This is a genomic window from Pseudomonas sp. JL3, from assembly GCF_031570575.1.
Lineage (GTDB): Bacteria > Pseudomonadota > Gammaproteobacteria > Pseudomonadales > Pseudomonadaceae > Aquipseudomonas > Aquipseudomonas cucumis.
Genome location: NZ_JAKWJK010000004.1, coordinates 254929 through 280753, shown reverse-complemented (window position 1 = coordinate 280753; position 25825 = coordinate 254929). Strand labels below are relative to the sequence as shown.

23 protein-coding genes are annotated in these 25825 nt (G+C 59.4%); 12 read left to right on the top strand and 11 right to left on the bottom strand.

Annotated elements, in window-relative coordinates; genetic code table 11:
• Positions 1-100 precede the first annotated feature (100 nt).
• A complete protein-coding gene (locus tag MMG91_RS10505; RefSeq protein ID WP_310659535.1) occupies positions 101-1327 on the top strand; it encodes a 3-hydroxyacyl-CoA dehydrogenase NAD-binding domain-containing protein in 1227 nt (408 codons plus the stop codon).
• A gap of 74 nt (positions 1328-1401) precedes the next feature.
• Entirely contained in the window at positions 1402-1833 is a 432-nt protein-coding gene (locus MMG91_RS10500; RefSeq protein WP_310659534.1) for a thioesterase family protein, read from the top strand.
• Between the two features lie 69 nt (positions 1834-1902).
• Here the strand turns inward: MMG91_RS10500 and MMG91_RS10495 are convergent, their stop codons facing one another.
• The 4 genes from MMG91_RS10495 to MMG91_RS10480 form a co-directional block, all read right to left on the bottom strand.
• Positions 1903-2385: a glycine zipper domain-containing protein gene (locus tag MMG91_RS10495; RefSeq protein ID WP_123721694.1), complete on the bottom strand. Its 483-nt coding sequence runs from the start codon at positions 2383-2385 to the stop codon at positions 1903-1905.
• Between the two features lie 219 nt (positions 2386-2604).
• A complete protein-coding gene (locus tag MMG91_RS10490) occupies positions 2605-4953 on the bottom strand; it encodes an FdhF/YdeP family oxidoreductase (RefSeq protein ID WP_310659533.1) in 2349 nt (782 codons plus the stop codon).
• Complete coding sequence (gene fdhD / locus MMG91_RS10485; protein WP_310659532.1) at positions 4950-5789, bottom strand: formate dehydrogenase accessory sulfurtransferase FdhD; 840 nt, start codon at positions 5787-5789, stop codon at positions 4950-4952. The genes MMG91_RS10490 and fdhD overlap by 4 nt, the downstream gene beginning before the upstream one ends.
• A gap of 93 nt (positions 5790-5882) precedes the next feature.
• Positions 5883-6770 carry a LysR family transcriptional regulator gene (locus MMG91_RS10480; protein WP_305447789.1) on the bottom strand — a complete coding sequence of 296 codons (888 nt, stop codon included), beginning with the start codon at positions 6768-6770 and terminating at the stop codon, positions 5883-5885.
• 137 nt (positions 6771-6907) lie between these two features.
• Here MMG91_RS10480 and lysM point away from each other — a divergent pair, with 137 nt between their 5' ends.
• The gene (gene lysM, locus MMG91_RS10475; protein ID WP_310659531.1) at positions 6908-7348 is read left to right on the top strand and encodes a peptidoglycan-binding protein LysM; all 441 of its coding nucleotides are present in this window, start codon (positions 6908-6910) and stop codon (positions 7346-7348) included.
• A 125-nt stretch (positions 7349-7473) separates the two neighbouring features.
• On the opposite strand, the gene yrfG is transcribed toward lysM, so the two are convergent.
• A complete protein-coding gene (gene yrfG, locus MMG91_RS10470; protein ID WP_305504113.1) occupies positions 7474-8136 on the bottom strand; it encodes a GMP/IMP nucleotidase in 663 nt (220 codons plus the stop codon).
• Positions 8137-8226: 90 nt separating this feature from the next.
• Here yrfG and nudE point away from each other — a divergent pair, with 90 nt between their 5' ends.
• Both nudE and cysQ read left to right on the top strand, forming a co-directional pair.
• Positions 8227-8793, top strand: coding sequence for an ADP compounds hydrolase NudE (gene nudE / locus MMG91_RS10465; RefSeq protein WP_310659530.1), 567 nt, complete (start codon positions 8227-8229; stop codon positions 8791-8793).
• Positions 8790-9623, top strand: coding sequence for a 3'(2'),5'-bisphosphate nucleotidase CysQ (gene cysQ, locus MMG91_RS10460; protein ID WP_310659529.1), 834 nt, complete (start codon positions 8790-8792; stop codon positions 9621-9623). Before nudE ends, cysQ begins: the two co-directional genes overlap by 4 nt.
• 104 nt (positions 9624-9727) lie before the next feature.
• Here cysQ and MMG91_RS10455 read toward each other — a convergent pair whose 3' ends face one another.
• From MMG91_RS10455 to MMG91_RS10435, 5 genes are all read right to left on the bottom strand, one after another.
• A complete protein-coding gene (locus MMG91_RS10455; RefSeq protein WP_310659528.1) occupies positions 9728-10183 on the bottom strand; it encodes a thioesterase domain-containing protein in 456 nt (151 codons plus the stop codon).
• 40 nt (positions 10184-10223) lie between these two features.
• Complete coding sequence (locus MMG91_RS10450; RefSeq protein ID WP_305504115.1) at positions 10224-11618, bottom strand: sigma-54 dependent transcriptional regulator; 1395 nt, start codon at positions 11616-11618, stop codon at positions 10224-10226.
• Entirely contained in the window at positions 11615-13423 is a 1809-nt protein-coding gene (locus MMG91_RS10445; RefSeq protein ID WP_310659527.1) for an ATP-binding protein, read from the bottom strand. Before MMG91_RS10445 ends, MMG91_RS10450 begins: the two co-directional genes overlap by 4 nt.
• A 106-nt stretch (positions 13424-13529) precedes the next feature.
• Positions 13530-14075, bottom strand: a complete 546-nt coding sequence (rfbC, locus tag MMG91_RS10440; protein ID WP_007895246.1) for a dTDP-4-dehydrorhamnose 3,5-epimerase — start codon at positions 14073-14075, stop codon at positions 13530-13532.
• Between the two features lie 134 nt (positions 14076-14209).
• Complete coding sequence (locus MMG91_RS10435) at positions 14210-14734, bottom strand: DUF3916 domain-containing protein (RefSeq protein WP_310659526.1); 525 nt, start codon at positions 14732-14734, stop codon at positions 14210-14212.
• Between the two features lie 220 nt (positions 14735-14954).
• Here MMG91_RS10435 and MMG91_RS10430 point away from each other — a divergent pair, with 220 nt between their 5' ends.
• The 4 genes from MMG91_RS10430 (at position 14955) to MMG91_RS10415 (ending at position 20619) form a co-directional block, all read left to right on the top strand.
• A complete protein-coding gene (locus MMG91_RS10430; RefSeq protein WP_310659525.1) occupies positions 14955-17867 on the top strand; it encodes an aminotransferase in 2913 nt (970 codons plus the stop codon).
• A 305-nt stretch (positions 17868-18172) separates the two neighbouring features.
• Positions 18173-19051: an N-carbamoylputrescine amidase gene (gene aguB, locus MMG91_RS10425; protein WP_008068730.1), complete on the top strand. Its 879-nt coding sequence runs from the start codon at positions 18173-18175 to the stop codon at positions 19049-19051.
• A 3-nt stretch (positions 19052-19054) separates the two neighbouring features.
• Positions 19055-20161 carry an agmatine deiminase gene (gene aguA / locus MMG91_RS10420; RefSeq protein ID WP_310659524.1) on the top strand — a complete coding sequence of 369 codons (1107 nt, stop codon included), beginning with the start codon at positions 19055-19057 and terminating at the stop codon, positions 20159-20161.
• Between the two features lie 245 nt (positions 20162-20406).
• The gene (locus MMG91_RS10415; protein WP_030129326.1) at positions 20407-20619 is read left to right on the top strand and encodes a hypothetical protein; all 213 of its coding nucleotides are present in this window, start codon (positions 20407-20409) and stop codon (positions 20617-20619) included.
• A gap of 194 nt (positions 20620-20813) precedes the next feature.
• Here MMG91_RS10415 and MMG91_RS10410 read toward each other — a convergent pair whose 3' ends face one another.
• Positions 20814-22907 (bottom strand): TonB-dependent siderophore receptor, encoded by a 2094-nt coding sequence (locus MMG91_RS10410; protein ID WP_310659523.1) that lies wholly within the window; start codon positions 22905-22907, stop codon positions 20814-20816.
• Between the two features lie 254 nt (positions 22908-23161).
• On the opposite strand from MMG91_RS10410, the gene MMG91_RS10405 reads away from it, so the two are divergent.
• The 3 genes from MMG91_RS10405 to MMG91_RS10395 all read left to right on the top strand — a co-directional run bounded on the left by MMG91_RS10405 (position 23162) and on the right by MMG91_RS10395 (position 25769).
• On the top strand, positions 23162-23833 hold the full coding sequence (locus MMG91_RS10405) for a DsbA family protein (protein ID WP_310659522.1): 672 nt from the start codon (positions 23162-23164) through the stop codon (positions 23831-23833).
• A gap of 17 nt (positions 23834-23850) precedes the next feature.
• On the top strand, positions 23851-24246 hold the full coding sequence (locus MMG91_RS10400; protein ID WP_305447802.1) for a nuclear transport factor 2 family protein: 396 nt from the start codon (positions 23851-23853) through the stop codon (positions 24244-24246).
• Positions 24247-24482: 236 nt separating this feature from the next.
• On the top strand, positions 24483-25769 hold the full coding sequence (locus MMG91_RS10395) for an OprD family porin (protein ID WP_223569486.1): 1287 nt from the start codon (positions 24483-24485) through the stop codon (positions 25767-25769).
• The last annotated feature ends 56 nt before the right edge of the window (positions 25770-25825 follow it).

Sequence of the window (25825 nt, the reverse complement as noted above, 5' to 3'; positions counted from 1 at the left end):
CCATCCGCTGAATGTCGCTCATCACAGGAATAAATTTCAAAAAAGCCCGGCGCCTGACTATGGTGAGGACTGTCTTTGGATCGCTAAAAAGAGAACAACCATGAGCCAGACACCGTTCGATATTCAGCGCGCCGCCGTGATCGGCGCGGGAACCATGGGCCGCGGCATTGTCATGTGCCTGGCCAACGCCGGGGTGCCGGTGCAATGGGTCGAGAACAATCCGCAGATGCTTGAGCAGGCGCTGACCAGTGTGGCTGAGACTTACGCCCACAACGTGCGTCAGGGGCGGATTGATCAGGCCGAGGCGGATGCGCGCATTGCACGGGTGACGGCTGCTGCTGATTACGCAGCGATCCGCGATGTCGATCTGGTCATCGAAGCGGTCTACGAAAACCTCGAGTTGAAACAGAAAATCTTCCGCGAGCTCGACGGCCTGATGAAACCTGAAGCGATTCTGGCCAGCAATACCTCGGCGCTGGACATCGACGCGATTGCTGCTGCCACTCGTCGCCCGCAGCAGGTCCTGGGCCTGCATTTCTTCAGCCCGGCGCACATCATGAAATTGCTGGAGATTGTGCGTGGCGCCCAGACGGCGCCGGCGGTGCTTGATGCGGCTCTGGAGCTGGGCAAGCGCATGGGCAAGGTCAGCGTGGTGTCGGGCAACTGCCACGGCTTCATTGGCAACCGCATGCTGCATCCGTACGTGCTCGAAGCGCGCAAGATGCTGCTGGAGGGTGCTTTGCCTTATCAGGTGGATGCGGCGCTGCAAGGTTTCGGTTTCGCCATGGGGCCGTTCCGCATGTACGACGTGGTCGGCATCGACCTGGAATGGCGCGCTCGGGAGCTGTCTGGCAAGGGCCAGGATGCGCCGGAGGTTCAAGTGGACAACCGCTTGTGCGAGCTGGGGCGTTTCGGTCAGAAGAGTGGCGATGGGTATTACCACTACGAACCGGGCAGTCGTCAGGCTGAGCACGATCTGGAAGTCGACGCGCTGGTACTGGAAGTCAGCAAAGGATTGGGGTTCCAGCGTCGCCAGATCGGCCCTGAAGAGGTTCTGGAGCGTTGCTTGCTGGCGCTGGTCAACGAAGGGGCGAAGATTCTTCAGGAAGGTATTGCGACGTCGGCGCATGATATCGACCTGGTGTACCTCAATGGTTATGGCTTCCCGGCAGAGAAGGGCGGGCCGATGGCCTGGGCGGATCAGCAAGGGTTGGAAGATATTCATCAGCGGTTGATGGCACTGGAGACCCGGCAGGGTGATCACTGGGCGCCGGCGCGGTTGATTGGTGAACTGGCGGCAGAGGGTAGAGGCTTTGCTGATGTGTGATTTTATATGGTGTCTGAAGGGGGATGACGCGGTTTCACCTTAAACTAGCCGTTCAACCCCAGGAACCAACACTGATGTCCAGCCCGATGCCCCAACGCACCGACTACCCTCACTTCCAGCCCATCACCACTCGCTGGCACGACAATGACGTCTACGGGCACGTCAACAACGTCACCTACTACAGCTTCTTCGACACAGCGGTGAACACCTACCTGATTGAAGTCGGCGGCCTGGATATCCATGACGGCGAGGTGGTGGGTTTTGTGGTGAGTTCGGCCTGCGACTACTTTACCTCGATCGCTTTCCCGGACCGGATCGAGATCGGCTTGCGGGTCGGCAAGTTGGGCAATAGCTCGGTGCAATACGAGCTGGCGGTGTTCAAGTCAGGCGAAGATGACGCCTGTGCGGCCGGGCGCTTCGTGCATGTGTTCGTGGATCGGGCGTCGAATCAGCCGGTGGCGATTCCTGCCGGATTGCGCGGTGCGTTGGAGCGACTGGCGATCTGAAGGGCAAAAAAAAACGCAGCCCGAAGGCTGCGATTTTTTGATCTACCGGTAAGCGAGGCGATTCAAGCCTCAGTCGCGATAGCGATGTTTATGCTTGCGATGGCCATAGGCATGGCCACGACCTGGATGGCCGTCACGGTAGTAGCGACGATCATCACGGTCACGATAGGAACGACGATCATCGTCGCGATCGCTCTCTCTGCCCATGTAGTTACCCAGCGCTCCACCGGCGCCGCCGCCTGCTGCGGAGCCGATCAGGCTGCCGGTGGTGCCGCCCATGCTGCGGCCGACCACGTTACCGCCTGCTGCGCCCAACGCACCGCCAATGGCGGCTTCGCCACGGCTGCGTTTGTCTGCGCCGACCGCGCTACCACCCGCGCCGCCCAGGGCCGCGCCAATGGTTGAACCTGTATTGCCGCCTAGCGATTGACCGACGACCGAGCCAAGAACCCCGCCCAATGCGCCGCCCACACCCGCTTCGGTGGTGCCGCCTGCAGAAGCGAAGCCACTGACCAGGCCAAGGGACAACAAGAGAATCGAGGAGAACTTCATAGAGGAACCTCAAGGGGATGACGGCGCGATCCTGAGGCTGTGTCATGGTTGTGACAACCGAAATCCGACGAGTAACACGACTTGAACACAATTCTATAAGTTACTGTTTTTTGGGCGGAACTTAAGTGTTTTTCGCCGGTCTTTAATTACTTCGCAAAGGCCGTTTCCATACAGAAACGGCCTTTTTTGTGGGCGATTGGAAAGTGTTCGCGATCAGGGTCAAGCCGACTTGGCCATGATCAGCCCGGTCTCACTGGCGGCTTCCAAACGGATCGCCACAAACTTCGACGTCGGCGTATGGCTGCCATCCCCGGTGCTTTCCAGCGGCACCAGCGGGTTCACTTCCGGATAGTAAGCAGCCGCTTGCCCGGCAGGAATATCAAACGCCAGCAGCGTAAAGCCCTTCACCCGCCGTACACGGCCATCATCCCAGATCGACACGATGTCAGCCTTCTGCCCTGGTTTGAAGCCCAGGCGAATGATGTCGGCCTCATTGACGAACAACACATCCCGCTGACCTTTCACCCCGCGATAACGGTCATCAAGACCATAAATCGTGGTGTTGTACTGATCGTGGGAGCGCATCGACTGCATGATCAGGTCCGGCAATATGCCGGTGGCGCGGGTGCGTTCGTGCACCAGATCTTTGGGCAGCCTGTTCGCACGGAAGTTGGCTCGACCCGATGGGGTATTCCAGCGACGTGCGCGGGCGCTGTTACCCAGGTGAAAACCACCCGGGTTCTGGATTTTCTCGTTGAAGTCCCGGAAGCCCGGGATGGTGTCGGCGATCAGATCGCGGATGCGGCTGTAATCGGCCACCAGCCAGTTCCAGTCCACCGGTTTGCTGCCCAGGGTCGCGGCGGCGATGCCGGCGATGATTGCAGGCTCCGAGCGCATCTGGTTCGACAGCGGCTGCAGCTGACCGTTGGAGGCGTGGACCATGCTGAACGAGTCTTCCACGGTCACCGCTTGGGCGCCTTCGGTCTGGATGTCGATGTCGGTACGGCCCAGGCACGGCAGGATCAGCGCGTCTTTACCATGGGCCAGATGGCTGCGGTTGAGCTTGGTGCTGATCTGCACGGTCAGGTCGCAGTTGCTCAAGGCCTGGAAGGTCCGTGGGCTGTCCGGGGTGGCTTGGGCGAAGTTGCCACCCAGGCCGATGAAGACTTTTGAGCGGCCGTCGGCCATGGCGTGAATCGCCTCGACCACGTTGTGGCCGTTTTCACGCGGCACCTTGAACTGGAAGCGGCGCTCCAGAGAATCGAGGAACGCCACCGGCGGACGTTCGTTGATGCCCATCGTCCGGTCGCCCTGCACATTGCTGTGGCCACGCACCGGGCACAGACCGGCGCCCGGCCGGCCGATGTTGCCGCGCAACAGCATCAGGTTGGCGATTTCCTGGATGGTCGGCACCGAATGACGATGCTGGGTGATGCCCATGGCCCAGCACATGATCACGTTCTTGCCTTTGGCGTACATGCGCGCCGCTTGCTCGATCTCCACCAGAGTCAGGCCGGATTGCTCGACGATCTGCTCCCATGGGGTGTCGTCGATGACGCCCATGTATTCCAGCACGTTGACCGCATGTTCATTGAGGAAATCGTGATCGAACACCGCCGGGGCGCCAGCTTTCTGCGCGTCGCGTTCCCATTGCAGCAGGAATTTCGCCATGCCGCGCAGCACCGCCATGTCGCCACCCAGTGCCGGGCGGAAGTACGCGGTGTTGGTTGGCTTGTCGCCGTTGGTGAGCATTTCCAGCGGATGCTGCGGGTGCTGGAAGCGTTCCAGGCCGCGTTCTTTCAGCGGGTTGACGCACACCACCTGAGCGCCGCGTTTTACTGCTTCGCGCAGAGGTTCGAGCATCCGCGGGTGGTTGGTGCCGGGGTTCTGGCCCCAGACGAAAATCGCATCGGCGTGTTCGAAGTCATTGAAGGTCACGGTGCCTTTGCCGACGCCGACACTTTGCGCCAGAGCCACACCGCTGGCCTCGTGGCACATGTTCGAGCAGTCGGGAAAGTTATTGGTGCCGTAGGCGCGCACGAACAACTGGTAGAGGTATGCCGCTTCGTTGCTGGCGCGGCCCGAGGTGTAGAACTCGGCCTGATCCGGGTTCGGCAGGTCGCGCAGATGCTTGGCGACCAGGGTGAAGGCATCATCCCAGCTGATAGGTTGGTAGCGATCGGTTTCGGCGTTGTAGCTCATCGGCTCGGTCAGACGACCTTGATATTCAAGCCAGTAGTCGCTCTGTTCCAGCAGCGAGGTGACGCTATGTTTGGCAAAGAATGCAGCGTCGACACGGCGTTTGGTCGCTTCCCAGTTCACCGCTTTGGCGCCGTTCTCGCAGAACATCACCATGCCCTTTTCCGGAGAATCGCCCCAAGCGCAACCCGGGCAGTCGAAGCCGCCGTTCTGGTTGGTCTTGAGCATTATGCGCAGGTTTTTCAGCGCGTTATCGCTGGTCAACCAGGCCTGGGCGACGCTGATCAGCGCGCCCCAGCCACCGGCTGGGCCTTTGTAGGGCTTGTAGCGGGGGACGGGTTTCTGGTCGGCTTGACGGTGTTGACTCACGCTTGATTCTCCAACGCTGGGCTGTAGACCCGCGGTGCACTTTTCTGCGGCAGGTGGATGAGGTTGAGGTTGTGGCGACGGGCCCATTGCACGGCAAGGCTCGTGGGCGACGACAAGCTGACCAGGGTCTGGATGCCGGCGCGTAAAACTTTCTGGATCAATTCAAGACTGCAACGACTGGTGACAATCGCCAGGCCGCCAGTGGTCGGGATCTTCTGGCGGACCAACGCGCCGATCAGCTTGTCGAGGGCGTTGTGCCGGCCGATGTCTTCGCGGCCCAACAGCAATTCGCCGTTGCCGTTCATGAACACCGCCGCATGCACTGCGCCGCAATACTGGCCCAGGGGCTGGAATTCGCCGATGCGCTGGCGCAGACCGTCCAGCCATTCAGCCGGGGGCAGCGGGGTGCCGGGCAGTACTTTGAGATCGGGCAGTGCTTGCTCCACCGCTTCCACGCCACAGAGCCCGCAACCGCTGGTGCCGGCCAGTTGCCGACGCTGCTGCTTGAGGTTCCAGAAGGCGCGGTTGGCGATGGTCACTTGCGCGTACTGCGCCGACCCCGAGCCGCTGAGTTGCAAATCGTAGATATCTGAAGCGTCTTCGATAATACCGCTGCCAAGGCTGAAGCCGACGATGAAGTCTTCCAGATCCGTTGGCGTCACCAACATGACCGCCTGGCTGATGCCGTTATAGGCGATCGCCAAGGCGACTTCCTCGGCCAGCGCGGCGCTGGCCGATTCGGTGTATTCAAGGTTGCAGTAACTGTATGTCTGGCTTGCGGCGGGCGCGGGCGTTTCAATAGCAGGCGCCGCGCGGACAGGGCGCTTGGCGTTCATTAGGGTCACCAACGGTTTGGTCAGCTTTAAGCCTAGGCGCGTCAACTTGTCGCGTCTAATTGCTATTACTGATCTGCTGATAGATGACGTCGATCAAGAGCCTGTCGGTGATTTCTGATAGATCGCGAAACAGGCTTCTGCAAGCGCCGAACGCGGAGCGCTGCGACGCATGATCAGCCCTAGCCGGGCGAGGGTCTGGGCGCTTTCTATGGGTTGCAGGCGCAAGTGATCGGTGAGGTTTTCCAGGCCTCCGTCCAGCGGCATTACCGCGCAACACAGGCCGCCGTGTACCGCTTGTAACAATTGGTGGACTGAATCGGTTTGCAGTAATGGCTGTGGCATCAGGCCGCGGCTATGGAAGTTATGGTCGATGGACTGGCGAAAATGCATGCCACTGGTGAGCATGCCCATGGGGAGTTCGATCAGCGAATCCCAGCTCAGTGGCGCCTCGCCGAAACTGAAAAAGCGCTGATCGTAGAGCAGGCCCATGTGGGTTTCGCTGAAAGCCAGGGAGTCAAAACGCTCGCCGTCCAGGCGTTCCAGGTAGGAAACGCCGAGGTCGAGGCGATTGTTCGCCAGTTGTTCGAGGATCTGTTCAGAACTCAGTGCCGAGAGTTCGAAACGCAGGTTCGGGTGTTCGGCGTGCAGACGCTGCATCAGCGGTACCGGGTCGAAACTCGACAGCGGCACCACGCCCAGACGCAACGTCCCCACGAGGTTGCCGCGACAGGCTGCCGCTTCGGCCTGCAAACCGTCGTAGGCCGCCAGCACCGTACGTGCCCACGCCAGCACCCGCTCACCCGGTGCGGTGAAACCTTCGAAGCGTTGGCCACGGTTGACCAGCGGAAGCTCGAGCTCTTCTTCGAGGCTGCGCAGGCGCATGGACAGGGTCGGTTGGGTGATGTGACAACGCGCGGCGGCCTGGCCAAAGTGCCGGGTTTCGTCGAGAGCGATGAGGAATTTGAGCTGCTTGATGTCCATCTTCGCTCCAGGGCGCTGGCAAGGTTTGCGATTCTACCGCCTGTGCGGGGTTGGGTCATTGGTCGGCTGGGAACCGGGCTTCGCTTGGCTGGTCTAGTCTTTGGCGTCTGGAACCTAAACCCCAAGGAGAGTGCACCATGAGTATTTTTAGCTTTGTGAAAGAAGCAGGCGAAAAAATTATCGATCTGCTGACACCTGGCAATGCGAATGCCAGCGAGCAGTTGAAGGAACACATCAGCAAGGTCGGCTTGGGTAATCCGAATGTTCAGGCGACCATCGAGGGCGACAAAGTCATCATCACCGGTGAAGTGGCGAGTCAGGAAGAGAAGGAAAAAATTCTGTTGGCCGTGGGCAATATTGCCGGTGTCGGCAGTGTTGATGACCAGATTACTGTGACCGGGCCGGTGGCAAAGGCCGCTCGTTTCGTTACCGTAAAAAAAGGCGATACCCTCAGCGCGATTTCCAAGGCCGAATACGGCGACGCGAACAAGTACAACAAAATATTCGAGGCCAATAAACCAATGCTTTCGCACCCGGACAAGATTTATCCGGGGCAGGTGTTGCGGATTCCAGAGTAAGGTTCGAGACCGTGTGATGGCCTTCGCGAGCAAGCCTCGCTCCTACAGGTCTCTGTCGTGCGCATATTCCGCGAACGACCAGGACGTGTAGGAGCGAGGCTTGCTCGCGAAGCAGACGACTCGGTCTAAAGCCCGGCAATCAACTCCCGATAATCCTCCACCGCCGCAAACTCGGCCGTGTCCTTCGGCCCTTTGCGGCTGTCCGGCTCGCTCACGGCCAGCAGATGTGCCACGCCAAAATTGCGTGCACTGCGCAGAATCGGCAACGTATCGTCGATAAACAGACTGCGTGTCGGGTCGAAGCCGATGTCGGTCTGCAAGGCATCCCAGAACTGCGGGTTTTCCTTGGGGAAACCGTAATCGTGAGAGCTGATCAACCGCTCGAAATACGGCGCCAGTTCAATTCGCTCCAGCTTCAATGACAGCGAGTCGCGGTGGGCGTTGGTGATCAGTACCACGCGTTTGCCGGCCCGTTTGATCGCCGCTAGAAAAGTGTCCGCATCCGGACGCAGCGCTATCAAGTGCGCAGTTTCGAGTTTCAGCTCACGCACCGACAGCTTCAGCTCGGCGCTCCAGAAGTCCAGGCAGTACCATTGCAACTGACCGGCATTGCGTTCGAACAGTGGCTGCAACTCCAGCTCCGCCATGGCCCGGCTCACCCCATGCAGCTCGGCATAACGCTGGGGCAGGTGTTCCATCCAGAAATGGTTGTCGTAGTGCAGGTCGAGCAGCGTGCCGTCCATATCCAGCAGTACGGTATCGATGTCGCGCCAGGGCAGCAGGGACATAAAAAACTTCTCCAGCGGTAAAAAAGATATCCGAGATAAACAATCAGGATAGGCCGGGTATAGTAACGCGTTCACGCCAAGGAGCTTCCCATGCGCCAGAAACCCACCGTACTCGCCCGCGAGATCGTCGCCACCAGCCGTTTGTTCTGCGTCGAAGAGCTGAAGTTGCGCTTTTCCAATGGCGTAGAGCGCACTTACGAGCGTCTGGTCAGCAAAGGCACTGGTCATGGCGCGGTGATGATCGTGGCGATGCTCGACGCGGATCACGCGGTGTTGGTAGAGGAATACTGCGGTGGCACCGATGAATATGAACTGTCCCTGCCCAAAGGTTTGATCGAGCCGGGCGAAGACGTGTTGGCGGCGGCCGAGCGGGAGCTCATGGAAGAGGCCGGGTATGGCGCGCGGCAGCTGGAACATCTGACCGAGTTGTCGTTGTCGCCCGGCTATATGAGCCAGAAGATCCAGGTGGTGCTGGCCACCGATTTGTACGAGGAACGCCTGGAAGGTGACGAACCTGAGCCGATGGGGGTGGACAAGATTAGCCTGCGTGAATTGTCGTCTTTGGCGCAAAACCCGCGATTCACCGAGGGCCGTGCCTTGGCGGCGCTGTATCTGGCCCGTGACTTACTGACTCAACGTGGGGTGTTTTTGCCGTGAACTTGAATTTTCCCCATCCGTTGATGGCGCCGGTCGTTGAACTGGCTTTGAAGGCTGGCGAGGCGATCCTGCCGTTCTGGCGCGTCAACGTTGCCGTGACTGCAAAGTCCGATGATTCCCCGGTCACAGCCGCTGACATGGCCGCTCATCATGTGATTCTGGCCGGGCTGACAGCGCTGGATCCGAGCATTCCGGTGCTGTCCGAAGAGGACGCCAATATCCCCCAGAGCGTGCGCGCCGGCTGGCAGCGCTGGTGGCTGGTCGATCCGTTGGACGGAACCAAGGAGTTCATCTCCGGCAGCGAAGAGTTCACCGTCAACATTGCGTTGATTGAGCAGGGGCGTGTGGTGTTTGGCGTGGTGTCGATGCCGACCAACGGGCGCTTTTATGTCGGCGGTGCCGGAATGGGTGCCTGGCGTGGCGATAAAGATGCCGAGCCGTTACCGATTCAGGTTCGCGAGGTTCCGGCGGCGGGCGAAGCCTTCACGGTGGTCGCCAGTCGTCGACATTCAAGCCCTGAGCAGGAGCGGTTACTCGCGGGGTTGAGCGACAGTCTGGGTGAACTGCAACTGGCGAATATCGGCAGCTCGCTGAAATTTTGCCTGCTGGCGGAAGGGGCGGCGGATTGTTATCCGCGGTTGGCGCCGACGTCGCAGTGGGACACGGCGGCTGCGCAAGGTGTGCTGGAAGGCGCGGGGGGGGAGGTGCTGAATTTGAATGGTGAGCCGTTCTGTTATCCGGCGCGGGAGTCTTTGCTGAATGAATTCTTTCTGGCGCTGCCGGCAAAGGCTGCGTGGCGGGAGAAGTTGCTGGCTTTGGCTCGCAACTAAGATCGTTCTCATGCTCCGCGTGGGAATGCCTCTAGGGACGCTCCCGGTCCAGTGACGCGGAGCGTCACGGGCTGCATTCCCACGCAGAGCGTGGGAACGATCTGTCATCGGTGGAGGACGTACTGCCCGGTAAATCGCACCGCATCCTCTTCACTTCCGGTATTGACGATCCGTGAGTGCAGCGTCAACCGCGCCCGCCCATACCGCTCATACATTGCCAGAAACTTCTTCCATACCGCCGCACTCGGTGCCTGGCAAATCGCCGTCGCATCCATGGTGACCGGCAGCGGGTAGCTGATCTGCCCTTCCTGAATCACGATGTGCCCGTCTTCGATGCCTTCTTCACGCAACCGCAAATGCAGCCAGCCCCAGCCGGCCAGTACTGCGCCGCAATACAGGCTGCCACCGAACATGGTGCTCTTGTGATTGACGTTGGCCTCCAGCGGCAGATGCAGGCGCAGTTGTTGATCGTGCCAGTCGAGCACTTTGAGGCCCATGTCCCGCGTGAGGGGGATGTCGTGGTGGAGGATCGATTCCAGGTGACGACAGTCGCGGTTCATTCAAAAGCCTCTTGTTTGAAGATGATGAGTTGACGGTAGCTCAATCGATATCGTCAGTGGGGTTGCCGGCACCGCCGTCGGCGAAGTTCAGACCATGCTTGCGCAGTTTGTCATGCAAGGTTTTGCGTGGAATGCCGAGCGCTTCGGCGAGGCTGCGCACGGAGCTGTGCGAGCGCGCCAGTTCGGCGGCAATCAGGCTCTTCTCGAAGTTCTCCACTTGCTCGCTCAGACCGCCGCTGACCACTTCAATCGTACTGCCTACGCCGCCATTCGGCGCGCTATTGTCCAGCGCCAGTTCCAGGCCCAGGGCAAAGCGTTCGGCGGCGTTCTGCAGTTCACGCACATTGCCAGGCCAAGTGTGGCGTAGCAGCAGTGCCCGGTGCCCCGGTTGCAATTCATGGGGCGGCAAACCGTGGCGGGCGCTGGCTTCGTCGGCGAAATGCTGGAACAGCATTAGCGCATCTTCGCCCCGCTCACGCAGCGGCGGAATGCGCAGCGGCGCGACGTTCAGGCGGTAATACAAGTCGGCACGGAAACGGCCTTGATCAGCGGATTGACGCAGGTCTTCCTTGGTCGCGGCGATGATGCGGATGTCCAGCGGGATCAGCTGGTTGCCACCCAAGCGCTCGACCACCCGCTCTTGCAGCAAGCGCAGCAGTTTCACCTGCACGTCCAGGCTCATGCTTTCGATTTCATCGAGGAACAACGTGCCACCGTTGGCGAATTCGAACTTGCCGATGCGACGCTTCTGCGCGCCGGTGAAGGCGCCGGGCTCGTGACCGAACAGCTCGCTTTCCACCACTGACTCGGCAAGAGCCCCGGCGTTGATCGCCACGAACGGGCCGTTACGCCGACTCGACAGATCGTGCAGCGCGCGGGCCACCACTTCCTTGCCCGCACCGGTTTCGCCAAGGATCAGTACATCGGCCTTGGTTGCCGCCAGTGCACCGATCTGCTCGCGCAGGCGCAGCATTGGCGCCGATTGCCCGACCAGTCGAGCGCTCAGTTCGTTGCGATCGCTCAGGGCCAGACGCAGGCTGCGGTTGTCCAGCACCAGCCGGCGCAGGTCCAGGGCACGACGTACGCTGTCGAGCAGGGCGTCGCTGGCGAAAGGTTTTTCCAGAAAGTCATAGGCCCCTGCGCGCATGGCTTGTACCGCCAGCGGCACATCGCCGTGGCCGGTGATCAGCAGCACCGGCAGCTCCGGGTCCTGGGCGTGGAGTTCGGTCAGCAGTTCGAGACCGTCCATGCCCGGCATGCGGATGTCACTGACCACTACCCCCGACCAGTCGCGTTCGAGTTGCCCGGCCAAGCCCTTGGCTTCAGCCAGCGGCAGGATCTTCAGGCCGGCCAGGTCCAGGGTCTGGCTCAGGGCCTGGCGCAGATGGGGATCGTCGTCGATCAACACGACCTGGATGCGGTTGTCGATGGTCATGCACTTCGGTCCTCGGACGGTTGCAGGCTCACGCCTGGTGCGCCTGCGCGCAATTTCAGGGTAATCAGGGCGCCGCCTTCCTTGTGATTGGAGAACGACAGTTCACCACCGAAGGCGCGCATCAGGGTGTCGCAAATCGCCAGCCCCAGCCCAAGCCCCTGAGTGCGGGTCTTGGTGGTGTAAAAGGGTTCGCCGGCACGACCCAGCGCTTCCAGGCAGAACCCGGGGCCGTTGTCGCGAATGTACAGATTGACGCCGTCGGTGGTGGACTCGGCACTCAACCAGAGTTTACGCGGCGGGCCTTTTTCCGTCAGGGCATCGAGGGCATTGGCCAGCAGGTTGCCGAGTACCTGACGCAGACGGGTTTCACCAGCCTCGACCCACAGGGTGGCGGCTGGCAGGTCTCGGATCAGCTCGACCTCCATGCTGCGCCGACGCTTGGCCAATAACGCCAGGGCGTCGTCCAGCGCAGGTTGCAGGGCCACGCTTTCCGGAGCGTGGCGATCACGCCGGGCGAAGGCGCGCAGGTGGGCGATGATCGAGGCCATGCGCTCAGTCAGTTCGCTGATCAGCTTGAGGTTGCCGCGAGCATCCTCGGTGCGCTGATGATCGAGCAGCACTTCGGCATTTTCTGCGTAACTGCGGATGGCCGCCAGCGGTTGGTTGAGTTCATGGCTGATGCTTGCCGACATCGTTCCCAGCGCTGAGAGCTTGCCGGCCTGCACCAGGTCATCCTGAGCGCGTACCAGTTCCTGCTGAGCGTGTTCGCGCTCCAGCACTTCCTGCTTCAGTCGACGGTTGAGACCTTCGAGGTCACTGGTCCGTTCAGCGACTCGACCTTCCAGTTCCTGGCGGGCCTTGCCTTCGAAGGCGATCCGTTCCAGGTAATGGCGTCGGCGTTGCATCATCAGGCCGAGCAGCAGCATCAATACCAGCAGCGTTGCGCCACCGATGGCCACGACCGTGCGCACCGGGCGGTCGATCAGGGTACGCGGTGCAAGGATGCTGACGCTCCAGCCGGTTTCTTCGATCTGCCGGGTTTGAGTCAGCCAGGCGTTGGCGTCGAGATTCAACGGCTTGGGATCTCGGGTCGGGTAGGGTTGAATCGCGGTGATGGCCTCGCGCTCTGCGTCGCTCAATGGACGTGTCGAGCGGAAACGCCACTCGGGTCGCGACGTGAGGATGACCACGCCATTGTGGTCGGTGACCAACAGTTGTTCCGGGGTTTTGCCCCAGAGACTTTCGGTGTGGTCGAGGTCGACCTTGACCACCAGGACGCCGATGATTTTTTCGCGATCACGTATCGCTGCCGCAAAGAAGTAACCGCGCTTGGCCGAGGTGGTGCCCAGGCCGAAGAAGCGCCCCAGCCGCCCGGCCATGGCTTCACTGAAATAAGGGCGGAAAGCGAAATTGCGGCCGACGAAGCTGTCGTGTTTGTCCCAATTGGAGGCCGCCAGCGTCTTGCCGGTGGTGTCCATCAGGTACATGACTTCGGCGCCGGTCTGGGCACTGATGTTTTTCAACAGGCGATTGGCATTGCCCTGAATCACGCCCTCGTCGGGGGCGGCCAATGTCGCGCGCAGGGCGGGCAGCTCGCCGAGAATCTGCGGCAACACTTCATACCGATGCAGGGTGCCCAGCAGGTTGGCGACGTAGAGATCGAGGGTCTGACGGTTCTGCCCGGCCAGTTCGCTGCGGTAGTAACGCTCGGCCAGATGCTCCAGCGGCCACAGCAAGGGCGCCAGGCACAACGCGAGCAGCGCCAGGCTGCGCCAGCGAGGTCTGCGGGGAAGGGTCGGAGTCATGAGCATCAAGCGCCTGGGGGTACAGACGCATTATGCCTAGGCTTGCAGGCGCAGTCTGCGCACCTGGGATCAAGTGCGCGCTGGCGGTGAAAATTCACACAGCAATTCAGGAAAAGACTTCAGCGTCCTTGAAGAACGCGGCGGACTGATCCTTGGCGGACAGTTTCGGTGCTTCGTCCAGCTGCCAGTCGATGCCCAGGTCCGGATCGTCCCAGCGAATGCTGCGCTCGGCCGACGGGGTGTAGTAGTCGGTGGTCTTGTAGAGGAACTCGGCGAAATCGCTCAACACCACGAAACCATGGGCAAAACCTTCCGGCACCCAGAGTTGGCGATGGTTGTCGGCGGACAGGCGCACCGCGACCCATTTGCCGAAATGCGGCGAGCTGCGGCGAATATCCACCGCCACGTCCAACACTTCACCGGCGGTGACGCGGACCAGTTTGCCCTGAGTGTTCTCCAACTGGTAATGCAAGCCGCGCAGAACGCCTTTTTGCGAGCGGGAATGGTTGTCCTGAACGAACTGGGTGTTCAGGCCGGTTGCCTCTTCGAAAGCCTTGGCGTTGAAGCTCTCATAGAAGAAACCGCGCTCGTCACCAAATACCTTGGGTTCGATGATCAGAACACCGGGCAGGTCGGTGGTGACTACATTCATAGCGTTTCTCCAGCAATAGGCGTGATGGCCGACATTCTTACGCAAAGTGGTGGTTGGTGCGAGTGGTGTGGTGGTTCAGGCGATAAAATTCGTTTAGTCGCTGTGTTCCATCAGTAAAAAACTGGTGATCTCTGTTAATCGACCTCACCGAAATACCACTGCTCGGCCTCATAGGGTTGCCCGTCACAATCTTCAGCGGTATAGCGCAATCCTCTTTCCTTCATCCCGTCTGGAAGGACGAGACCCCATTCTGTTGCGAGGCTTTTGTCCGTTCGGCAGTGCTCACTGTCAATTGCCGGGATATGTCCTCGGTGGTAGTCCAGATTGGTGTAAATGCAGATTTCGCTGGTGAACATGTCCGGTAGGCAAATGACCGTGACTATTCGACAGTCGATGGCATTTTCAGGCCTGGCCTGGCGTATGTGGTGCGCTGCATTGATCATTTGTTGGGCGCATTCTTTGCGTATGGCAGTGGTCGCTTGTTTACCCTCTACCAGTGTCGTGAGAACCGGGATTTTCCAATTGCTGTATTTCTGTTCGAGAGTCAGATCGTCCGGAAAATAGCCCTCGAAGCGAGAGGACCAGGTTGCAAGCGCTTTCAATCGACGTGGGATGTTGCGGACTTTTTTGTTGGAGAGTGCAAGGCGGCGCATCGTCATGGTGTCGACTTTATCCTGGTTGGTTGATGGATCCCTTGAGGCTATAGGTTGGAATCAGGAACAGTGAAAGGCAATCCGAGATTGCTGTAGGAAAGTTCATCTGAGCAATCGCTATCTGAAAACCATCCCCAACGCCGACCCCCTGACCGGTATAAGAGGGTTGCGTATCGCCCCAAGCAGTGGCGATATAAGCGCCTAATAACATTTCAGGGGTCGTTGTATGCCGCTCGTCACGTTGATTCATCGCGTCAGTCTGCCCAGCCCGAAGGTATCTGCGGCGCAAGCGCTTGAGCTGTTGAAAGAGCATTACGAGCTGAGCGGGCGGTTGCAGGCTCTTGGTAGCCAGCAGGATCTCAACTATCGGGTCGACAGTGATCAGGGGCGTTTCGTCCTGAAAATCTGCCGCGGCGATTACTCGGTCCTGGAGCTGCAAGCCCAGCACGCAGGGCTCAAGCATCTGGCTGAACATTCCGGCGTGCCGGTGCCTGGAGTGATTGCTGCCAAAAACGGCGCAGACCTGCTCTCCCTTGAGGTTGGGGGGCAGGCGGTGCACGTGCGCCTGCTTGATTACATCGACGGCCAGTCCCTGACGCACCTTGATCATCTAAGCCATTCAGTGGTTGCCGGTTTCGGTCGACTCTGCGGCGAAATGGATCTGGCGCTGGCCGAGTTCGATCATCCGGGTCTTGAGCGCACCCTTCAATGGGACGCCCGCCACGCCAACGCGTTGATCGCGCATTTGCTGCCGGTGATCAAGGATGACCAGCAACGAACGTTGATTGCTGAAGCGGCCGAACAGGCCGAGCGCCATTTGCGGCCGCTGGTGGATAAGCTGCCGGTACAAGCGATTCACATGGACATCACCGACGACAACGTGGTCTGGCAGCGGGATTCGCAGCGCCAATGGCAGTTGCAGGGCGTCATTGATTTCGGCGATCTGGTCCGTACCTGGAGGATCACCGACCTGTCGGTGACTTGCGCCGCGCTGCTGCACCATGCCGATGGCGATCCGTTCTACATTTTGCCGGCGGTTCGGGCTTATCACGCGGTCAACCCGTTGCAGCATGAAGAGTTGCTGGCGCTCTGGCCGCTGATTGTTGCGCGCTCGGTGGTGCTGGTGCTGAGTGGCGAACAGCAGGTCAGCATCGATCCGGACAACGAATACAGTGGCGGCAACCTGACCCACGAGTGGGAAATTTTCCGCGTGGCCACATCGGTACCACTGGAGTTGATGGAGGCGGCGATTCTTACCGCGGTTGGTCAAAGCCTGCCGAGTATTGGCAGTGAAGGTTTCGCGCCATTGTTGCCGAGTCTGGTGGGGCGTGAATTTGCGTTGATCGATCTGGGCGTGCTCAGTCCGCATTTCGAGGCGGGTAACTGGGAACAGCAAGGGATCGATCTGCGTTTGTTGACAGAAGCCGCCGAGGCTCACGGTCTGGCGGCCAGTCGATATGGCCAGTATCGTCTGTCCCGCACTCGGCCGGACAGCGCCAGCGAACCGGATACTTTTCCGTTGCACGTTGCATTGCGAGTGCCGGACGGCACGGCGGTCGAAGCGCCGTTTGCCGGCGTTATCCATATCGAAGGGGAGAACCTGCTGCAACTGGACGGCCCAGAACTCAGCGTCCGGTTGTGGGGTGTGGCCCCGTCGGTGCGCAGTGGCGCGGCGCTGGTCAAAGGCCAGGTGCTGGGTTCGGTCAGCGGGCCATTGATCGTGCAGTTGTGTCGAAGTGCTCAGCTCGACGCGCCGTTGTTTTGCACGCCTTCGCGCGCGGCAGCCTGGCAGGCGTTGTGTCCTTCACCTGCCGCGCTGCTGGGCCTGGCCTGTGATGCGGAAGAAGAACTCGACCCGCAGACATTGCTGGCCCGCCGTGACGCGAGTTTCGCTCGTTCCCAGAAACACTATTACGTCGACCCGCCGCGTATCGAGCGTGGCTGGCGCAATCACCTGATCGATATGCAGGGTCGTTCCTACCTCGACATGCTCAACAATGTCGCGGTGCTCGGTCATGGGCATCCGCGCATGGCCGCCGTCGCCAGCCGGCAGTGGTCGTTGCTCAACACCAACTCGCGTTTTCACTATGCGGCGATTGCCGAGTTTTCCGAGCGCTTGCTGAAACTGGCACCGGACAACATGGACCGTGTATTTCTGGTCAACAGCGGCACCGAGGCCAATGACCTGGCGATTCGTCTGGCCTGGGCCTACAGCGGCGGTCGCGACATGCTCAGCGTGCTGGAGGCGTATCACGGTTGGTCGGTGGCGGCGGATGCGGTCTCGACCTCGATTGCCGACAACCCCAAGGCCTTGAGCAGCCGTCCGGACTGGGTGCATCCGGTGACTGCGCCGAACACCTATCGCGGTGAATTTCGTGGTGTCGACAGCGCACCGGACTACGTGCGCAGCGTCGAACACAATCTGGCGAAAATCGCCGAGCAAAAGCGCCAATTGGCCGGTTTCATCTGCGAGCCGGTATACGGCAATGCCGGCGGTATATCGCTGCCGCCGGGCTATTTGAAGCAGGTCTATGCGCTGGTCCGCGCTCAGGGCGGGGTGTGCATCGCCGATGAGGTGCAGGTCGGTTACGGCCGCATGGGCAAATTCTTCTGGGGCTTCGAGGAGCAGGGCGTGGTGCCGGACATCATCACCATGGCCAAAGGCATGGGTAACGGCCAGCCGTTGGGCGCGGTCATTACCCGTCGGGAAATTGCTGAAGCGCTGGAGGCCGAGGGTTACTTCTTCTCGTCGGCCGGTGGCAGCCCGGTCAGTTGCCGGATCGGCATGGCAGTGCTGGATGTGATGGAAGAAGAAAAACTCTGGGAAAACGCCCAGGTCGTGGGCGGGTATTTCAAGGAACGTCTTGAAGCCTTGATCGAGCGGCATCCGTTGGTGGGGGCGGTGCATGGTTCCGGCTTCTATCTGGGCGTGGAGTTGATCCGCAATCGCGAAACCCTCGAGCCCGCGACTGAAGAAACCACGGCGTTGTGCGATCGCCTTCGTGAGTTGGGGATCTTCATGCAGCCGACGGGCGATTACCTGAACATTCTCAAGATCAAACCGCCGATGGTTACGTCGCGTCAGAGCGTGGATTTCTTTGTCGACATGCTGTCGAAGGTGTTGAACGAAGGGTTGTAAGACTTGATATCGCCTTCGCGGGCAAGCCTCGCTCCTACGGGTGTATGTCGTTCACGGAATACGCACGACACGGACCTGTAGAAGCGAGGCTTGCCCGTCATAAAGACATACATGAATATCGATTATTATCGGATTTAAGTGAGTAATTTTCGATAGAAGGAATATTTATAGCTTTAAAAGCCGATTTTTATCGGTTATAAAGTCGCCACTGCCCACGGTGTGGACGAGCCACGCCCGGTGCTGCCTCTTTCTGTCATCGGTCGATGCCACCCTCGACCCTCAAGCACTTGCCCAGGAGATGATTCATGAGCCGTATCGTTACCGTCGCCGCTACCCAGATGGCCTGTTCCTGGGACCTTGAAGCCAACATTGAGACCGCTGAGAAGCTGGTCCGTGAGGCTGCGGCGAAAGGCGCGCAAATCATCCTGATCCAGGAGCTGTTCGAGGCGCCGTACTTCTGCCAGAAGCCAAACCCGGACTACCTGCAACTGGCAACGACGGTCGAAGACAACGTCGCCATCAAGCATTTCCAGAAAGTCGCCAAAGAACTGCAGGTTGTTCTGCCGATCAGCTTCTACGAACTGGCCGGCCGCGCACGTTTCAACAGCATCGCGATCATCGATGCCGATGGCAGCAACCTCGGGATTTATCGTAAAAGTCACATCCCGGATGGCCCTGGCTACCACGAGAAGTATTACTTCAATCCGGGGGATACCGGTTTCAAAGTCTGGAACACCCGTTACGCAAAAATCGGCGTGGGCATCTGCTGGGACCAGTGGTTCCCTGAGTGCGCCCGCAGCATGGCGCTGCAAGGCGCGGAGATCCTTTTCTACCCGACCGCCATCGGCAGCGAGCCACACGACAAGACCATTTCGTCCCGCGACCACTGGCAGCGCGTGCAACAAGGCCATGCCGGCGCCAACCTGATGCCGCTGATCGCCAGCAACCGCATAGGCAACGAAGAGCAGGACGGCTACGACATTACCTTCTACGGCTCATCGTTCATTGCCAACCAGTTTGGCGAGAAAGTCCAAGAGCTGAACGAAACAGAAGAAGGCATTCTGGTTCACAGTTTCGACCTCGATGAGCTGGAGCACATTCGCAGCGCATGGGGCTCGTTCCGTGACCGTCGCCCGAACCTGTACGGCGCGATCAAAACCCTCGACGGTTCCCTGGAGTCCTGAACCATGACCACTTTGAACAGCACCCCTCGCGCCGACGGCTTTTACATGCCAGCCGAATGGGCACCACAGACCCAAACCTGGATGGTCTGGCCCGAGCGCCCGGATAACTGGCGCCTGGGTGGCAAACCGGCGCAAGCGGCGCACGTTGCGGTGGCCAAAGCCATCGCGCGTTTCGAGCCAGTGACCGTGGCGGTATCCGCTGGCCAGTATGAAAATGCCCGTGCCCGTCTCGACGTGCCGAATATTCGTGTAGTGGAAATGTCCAGCGATGACGCCTGGGTCCGGGATACCGGCCCGACGTTCGTCATCAACAACCGCGGCGAAGTCCGTGGTGTAGATTGGGATTTCAATGCCTGGGGCGGTTTCGACGGAGGTCTGTATTCGCCGTGGAACCGTGACTCGCAGGTGGCAGGCAAAATCCTCGAAATCGAGCGCAGCCCGCGCTATCGCACTGAAGGTTTTGTGCTCGAAGGCGGCTCGATCCATGTCGACGGCGAAGGCACCCTGATCACCACTGAGGAATGCCTGCTCAACCGCAATCGCAACCCACACATGGACCGTGCGCAAATCGAAGCGGTGCTCAGCGCAAACCTGGCTGTGGATAAAATCATTTGGCTGCCGGACGGTTTGTTCAACGACGAAACCGACGGCCATGTGGATAACTTCTGCTGCTACGTGCGCCCGGGCGAAGTACTGCTGGCCTGGACTGACAACCCGCAGGATCCGAACTACCCGCGCTGCCAGGCGGCAATGAACGTGTTGCAAAACAGCACCGACGCCAAGGGTCGCCCATTCACAGTGCACAAGATGCCGATTCCGGGGCCGCTTTACGCGACCGAAGAAGAGTGCGCAGGTGTCGATCCGGTGGATGGCTCTCAGGAACGCAATCCGACCGTTCGTCTGGCTGGTTCGTATGTGAACTTTCTGATCGTCAACGGCGGCATCATTGCACCGAGCTTCGATGACCCGCTGGATGGCCCGGCCAAAGAGATATTGCAGAGCTTGTTCCCGCAACACGAAGTGGTCATGGTGCCGGGCCGCGAACTGTTACTGGGGGGCGGTAATATCCACTGCCTTACCCAACAACAGCCCGCGCCGCACAAGGAGTGAGTGAGGTCGTAACAGCTTGAGTTGATTGAAGAATTGATTTAGCAGCGATTTAGTCTCGTCGTTTCATAGAAAGCCCGCAGCCCGTCAGGACTGCGGGCTTTTTTGTATCCACTTGTCGACACTTAGAAAACATTGGCACAGCTCTTGTATCTACGATGGTGCAACACGGGGAGGGAGAGAACTTCGATGTTCTGTCATAAACCTTGGATAAGTTAGCCGCTCACAAACCAGGAGAGAGCGCTGAGATGAACGCCGAAATGAATGTCGTGAGCGAGCGGGCACTGCATCCCCTGGCAGTTAACAGCGAATCGCTACAGGTCCTGGCGCAATGGTTGAAGTCCAATGGAACGCGTCAGATCAGGGAACCTGATCCGCGCCGGATGATGATCGAGCGCTACCCCGCTGGTTTATTCAGCGAGGCGGAACTGGAAGCACTGTGGGATGTGATGGAAGGATAAGAAGAAAAACAACGGATTGATAAAAGCGCTGCCGGGGAGGCGGCGCTTTTTTTTTGGGCGAAGGTCTTTATGGTTGATCGTTCCCACGCTCTGCGTGGGAATGCCTCACCGGACGCTCCGCGTCCATAGGGGACGCAGAGCGTCCCTGGCTGCATTCCCACGCAGAGCGTGGGAATGATCAACCGGTGGTAGCTTTAGAAGCTGTAAGTTCCGGTCACGACCAGGCTCCGCGGTGCGCCCGGTTGAATCTGCGCCGCACTGGTGGCCGAGGAGTAATACTCGCGATCGGTGATGTTGTTCAGTGCCGCTCGCAAATCCCAATCCTTCTGCCGGAACCCGGCCAATGCATCCCAACGGCCATAACCCGGCAGCACGGTGGTGTTGAGGTTGTCGGCGTAACGCTGACCCACCAGGGTCAAACCGGTTTCGGCGTACCAGCCCATTTCCGGTTTCCAGGTCAAGAACAGGCTGCCGTTGTGCTTGGCCACGTTGCTGATGCGTTTGCCTTCGAAGCCATTGTTGTCTTTCTCCACAGTTGCGTCCTGCACACCCACGCCGCCGCGCATGTACCAGTTACCAGCGATCTTGCCAGTGCCGGTCAGCTCGATTCCGCGGGAACGTTGCACGCCGGTGAGCAAGGTCACGGTCGGATCGTTCGGGTCGCTGGTGCGACGGTTGTAGAGTTCCAGTTCGTAGATCGCCAGCGTAGTGCTCAGGCGATCGTCGAGCCAGTCGCTCTTCAGGCCGATTTCTTTCTGCTTGGTCAGCTCGGGGCTCAGGTCGTTGCTGTTGCCGGCCGCGCCTGGGGTGATGCCGATCAAGCCGCCACCGACCGGGGAAAAGGTCTTGGTCCAGGACGCGTAGAAGGAGTGATTCTGCAGCGGCGTCCAGACCACGCCTACCCGCGGGCTGGTGCTGTGGCTGTCACGATCTTCGGAAATGCCCCGCAGCTTGTTGGTCGATTCGATATCAAAGGTGTCATAGCGCAAACCGGCGAGCAGTTGCCATTGATCATTCAGGCGCAGTTGATCTTGCACGTACACCGCACGGCTTTCGACTTCGGTGTGGGTGCTGCTCGACACCTGCATGCGTCCGGTATGGCGCAAGTCGCGATTCGGGTTGTACAGATCCAGCGCCGGTACCGGCGAACTACCGCGCCCGGAGGTTGCTGCGTTATACAACGTCGGATCGCGACGCTGGCTGCCGATCTCGATGCCGGTCAGCAGGCGATGCTCCAGGCCGAATGTGTCGAAGCCGCCTTCCAGTTCGACGTTGTTATAGACGTTGCGGGTGGTCAGATGCTGCTGCCAGTGCTGACGGGTGACCTTGTTGGTCGCCGGGGTGTAACCGGTCAGGTAGGTGTTGTCGAAATCGCTGTTGAGCTTGAACACACCCAAGGTATGACGCAGCTGCCAGTTGTCGCTGAGTTCATAGCTGAGTTTCGAGCGTAGGGATTGTGACTTGTCGTCGATGAAATCGTGCTCGCTGCCGTAGGTTGTGTCCCGTCCTACGTCCGCCGGGCGCCCGTTGACCCCGGGAATGCCGCGATCCGGCGTACGGTTGTAGCGGCTGTATTCGTACTGCACCAGCCAATTGAGGTCGGGCGTCAATTGCCAGCTCATGGACGGCGCGAACAGTTGGCGATTGCCACTGACGCCATCGCGAAAGCTGTTCTGGTCCATGTTGCCCATGTTCAGGCGCAGGCTGATGTTCTCGCTCGGGTCGGTGCTGAGGTCGGCATACAGGCTGCGCAGATCGTCGCTGCCGCCTTGGGCTTCAAGGGTCGAACGGCGGCCGAACTCCGGCAGCTTGCTGACCCGGTTGACGATCCCGCCCTGGCTGCCACGACCATACAACACAGCGGCGGGGCCTTTAAGGACTTCGATGCGTTCGATGTTGTGCAAGTCGCGCACGTACTGACTGTCGTCACGGATGCCATCGAGGTAGAAGTCGTTGCTGGCGTCGAAACCACGGATGCGCAGGCTGTCGAAGCGGGTATCGGCGCCACTGCTGACGTTGGGAGTGCCGCTGAGTGCCGTGCCCAGATCGTTGGTGCCGTAATCTACGACGTTCGCTGTTTTTACCGAGTCGATGGCCTGCGGCACGTAACGCACCGGTGTAGCCGTGCGAGTGGCAGTGCTGGTTTCCTTTATGCGCGGATCGTCAGCTTGTGCTTCGGCGCTGATCGAGGTCTCGGGTAAAACGGTTGTGGCGGCGCAGGTAAAACCCGCAGACAGGAAAGCAGAAAGCCCAAGGGTGACGGGCGTAAGGCGGAAGGGGGCAGGCATCTGAAGCGCATCCGGAAGGGTAGAGAAAATCGAGGGCGCGAATGGTAATGCTTGTTATTTACTTCCGTTAATTATTCTTGAACGGTTCCTGCGTTTGATTGTTTCAAGTTGTGTCGTGATTGGTACAAAAGTACTAGAGGGTTATTCGACCGATTCATGAAACAGACTGGAAGCCATTCCAGCGTTTTTCCGAAACTGTCTGGGGATTAATCTGCCGGCATTGAGTTTTCCTAGTTTGTTGCCGGAGTCTTCCCATGATCTTTCACTACATTTACGACCCTTTGTGCGGCTGGTGTTACGGCGCCAAAGCACTGGTCCAGGCTGCCAAAGCCGTGTTGCCGGTGATCGCCCACGGTGGCGGCATGATGACTGGCGCCAACCGCCAGACCGTTTCGCCACAACTGCGCAATTACGTCATGCCCCATGACCGACGCATAGCCGAGTACACCGGCCAGCCGTTTGGCGAGGCGTATTTTGAGGGGCTGCTGCGCGATGAGACGGCGGTTTTCGATTCCGCGCCGCCGATTGCCGCCGTGCTGGCAGCCGAGCAGATCGCAGAACGCGGTCTTGAATTGCTGGGGCGTCTGCAGACGGCTCATTACGTGGAAGGTCGACGCATTGCTGATAACACCGTGCTGCTGGAACTCGCCACACAAATAGGTCTTGAGCCCGAAGCCTTCCAACAGGCGTTTAATGAAGCTGACACTGATCGCCATATCAAAGACAGCCGCGCACTCTTGGCCAAGGTCGGCGGTCAGGGTTTCCCGACCTTCGTGCTGGAACACGATGGCCAGTTCACCTTGGTCGACATCGGCCCTTGGCTCGGCAAGCCGCAAGCCTTCGCCCAATGGTTGAGCCAGTCACTTGCGGCAAAAGAGTCTTCATACGCGTTCCAAGCCTGTGGCCTCGACGGCTGCGCCCATTGAATTCACCTGGAGTCACCATGGATAACCTGAGCCTGATCAAAAGCACCTACGAAGGCGCCAACGCCCAGGAGAACGCTCGCAACACCGCCGCGGCGCTGGCCGATGACGCTCGCTGGACTGAAGCCGCTGGTTTTCCGTACGCAGGGACTTATGTCGGTTTCGACGCTATCGTCGAAAACGTCTTCAAGCGCCTGGCCACCGAGTGGGAAGATTTTCAGTTCAAGGTTGAGAACTATGTCGCACAGGGCGACAAGGTGTTTGCCTACGGCAATTACAGAGCAATTTACAAAGCCACCGGCCGCCCGATGAATGCTCGGGTCGCTCACTTGTGGACCTTGGCCGACGGCAAGGTCACGCATTTCGAACAATTCGTCGACAGCCACACCGTGCAATTGGCTATCGCTGACAAGTGATTTCTTAGACGATTTTCGCCTATTTACAGACGATTCCTGAAATTGACACCTTATTAAGGGCGCAGATAGGATGCGCCCAACGCCTGTGGCTAACCGCCATGACTCACAAAACAAATAAAAGGCCCGCCGCGAATTTTCGTGGGCGGGCCTTTTTGTTTTGGGGTGAAAAAAGAGCGCGATAGCGCCGTTTCAGTGGTTCGACACAGCGCGTATCAACCCGTAATAAGGAAAATAACATGTTGAACAAGCGAATCAGCCTGATCGCACTGGGGATGTTGAGTGCCACTCAGGCCATGGCTAACGACCAGGCCGAGTCCAAGGGTTTTGTTGAAGACAGCAGCCTCAAAGTGCTGCTGCGCAATGCCTATATCAATCGTGACTATAAAGACGGCAACCCGGACAAAGCGGAATGGGGCCAAGCGGCCATCGGTACTTTCTCGTCCGGCTTCACCCAAGGCACCGTCGGTGTCGGTGTGGATGCCTTCGGTCTGTACGCGCTGCGTCTGGATGGCGGCAAGGGCCGCAGCGGCGCCGGTGGTATCGACTTCTTCAAACAGGGCGATAGCGGCAACGCGGCTGACGACCTGTCGAAGGGTGGCGCGGCAGTCAAGTTCCGTCTCTCCAGCACCACGCTGACCTACGGCGACCAGATGCCGGCCTTGCCGGTGCTTAACTACGACAACTCGCGCCTGCTGCCGGAAAGCTACACCGGCACCCTGATCACCTCCAAGGAGATCAAAGGCCTGGAGCTGAACGCCGGTCGCTTCACCGCCGAATCGCGCAAAAGTGCTGAAGGCCGTGACAGCGGTGGCTTGAAGTCGATCAACGTGTTGGGTGGTAGCTACCAGTTCACCGAACAGTTCAAGGCCGCGTTGTACGCGTCCGACGTCGAAGACGTGCTGAAGAAGCAATACGTGAACGCCAACTACGTGTTCCCGATCGACAAGGATCAGTCCCTGACCCTGGACTTCAACGGCTACCGCACCAAGCTGGACGATTCCTACGTCCGCGAAAGCGGTGCTACCGGCGACGACAACAAGATCTGGAGCCTGGCAGCGACCTTCGCCACCGGCCCACACTCGTTCACTCTCGCTCACCAACGCAGCACCGGCGACAGCAACCTGGGCTACGCATACGGCGGCTATCAGAAGGATCAAGGTCGCGTCGGCGACGGCGGTAACACCATCTACCTGGCGAACTCTTACTGGTCCGACTTCAACGCCGAAGACGAACGCAGCTGGCAGTTGGGCTACGGTCTTGACTTCCGCGCTTTCGGCATTCCTGGCCTGAGCTACAACTTTGCCTACGTGCGCGGTGACAACATCACCACCTCCACCAGCGAAGGCGGCACCGAGCGCGAAATCTTCAACCAGTTCAAGTACGTCGTGCAAAGTGGCCCGGCCAAAGACCTGAGCGTTAAGGTACGCAGCTCGATCCTGCGCGTGTCGCAGAAATCCAGCGAGTACAACGTCAGCGGCAACGAACTGCGCGTATTCGTGGATTACCCGATCAACATCTTCTGATGATCGGCTGAGTTTATCCAGACTCGATAAAAACCCCGACTGGTTCGGGGTTTTTT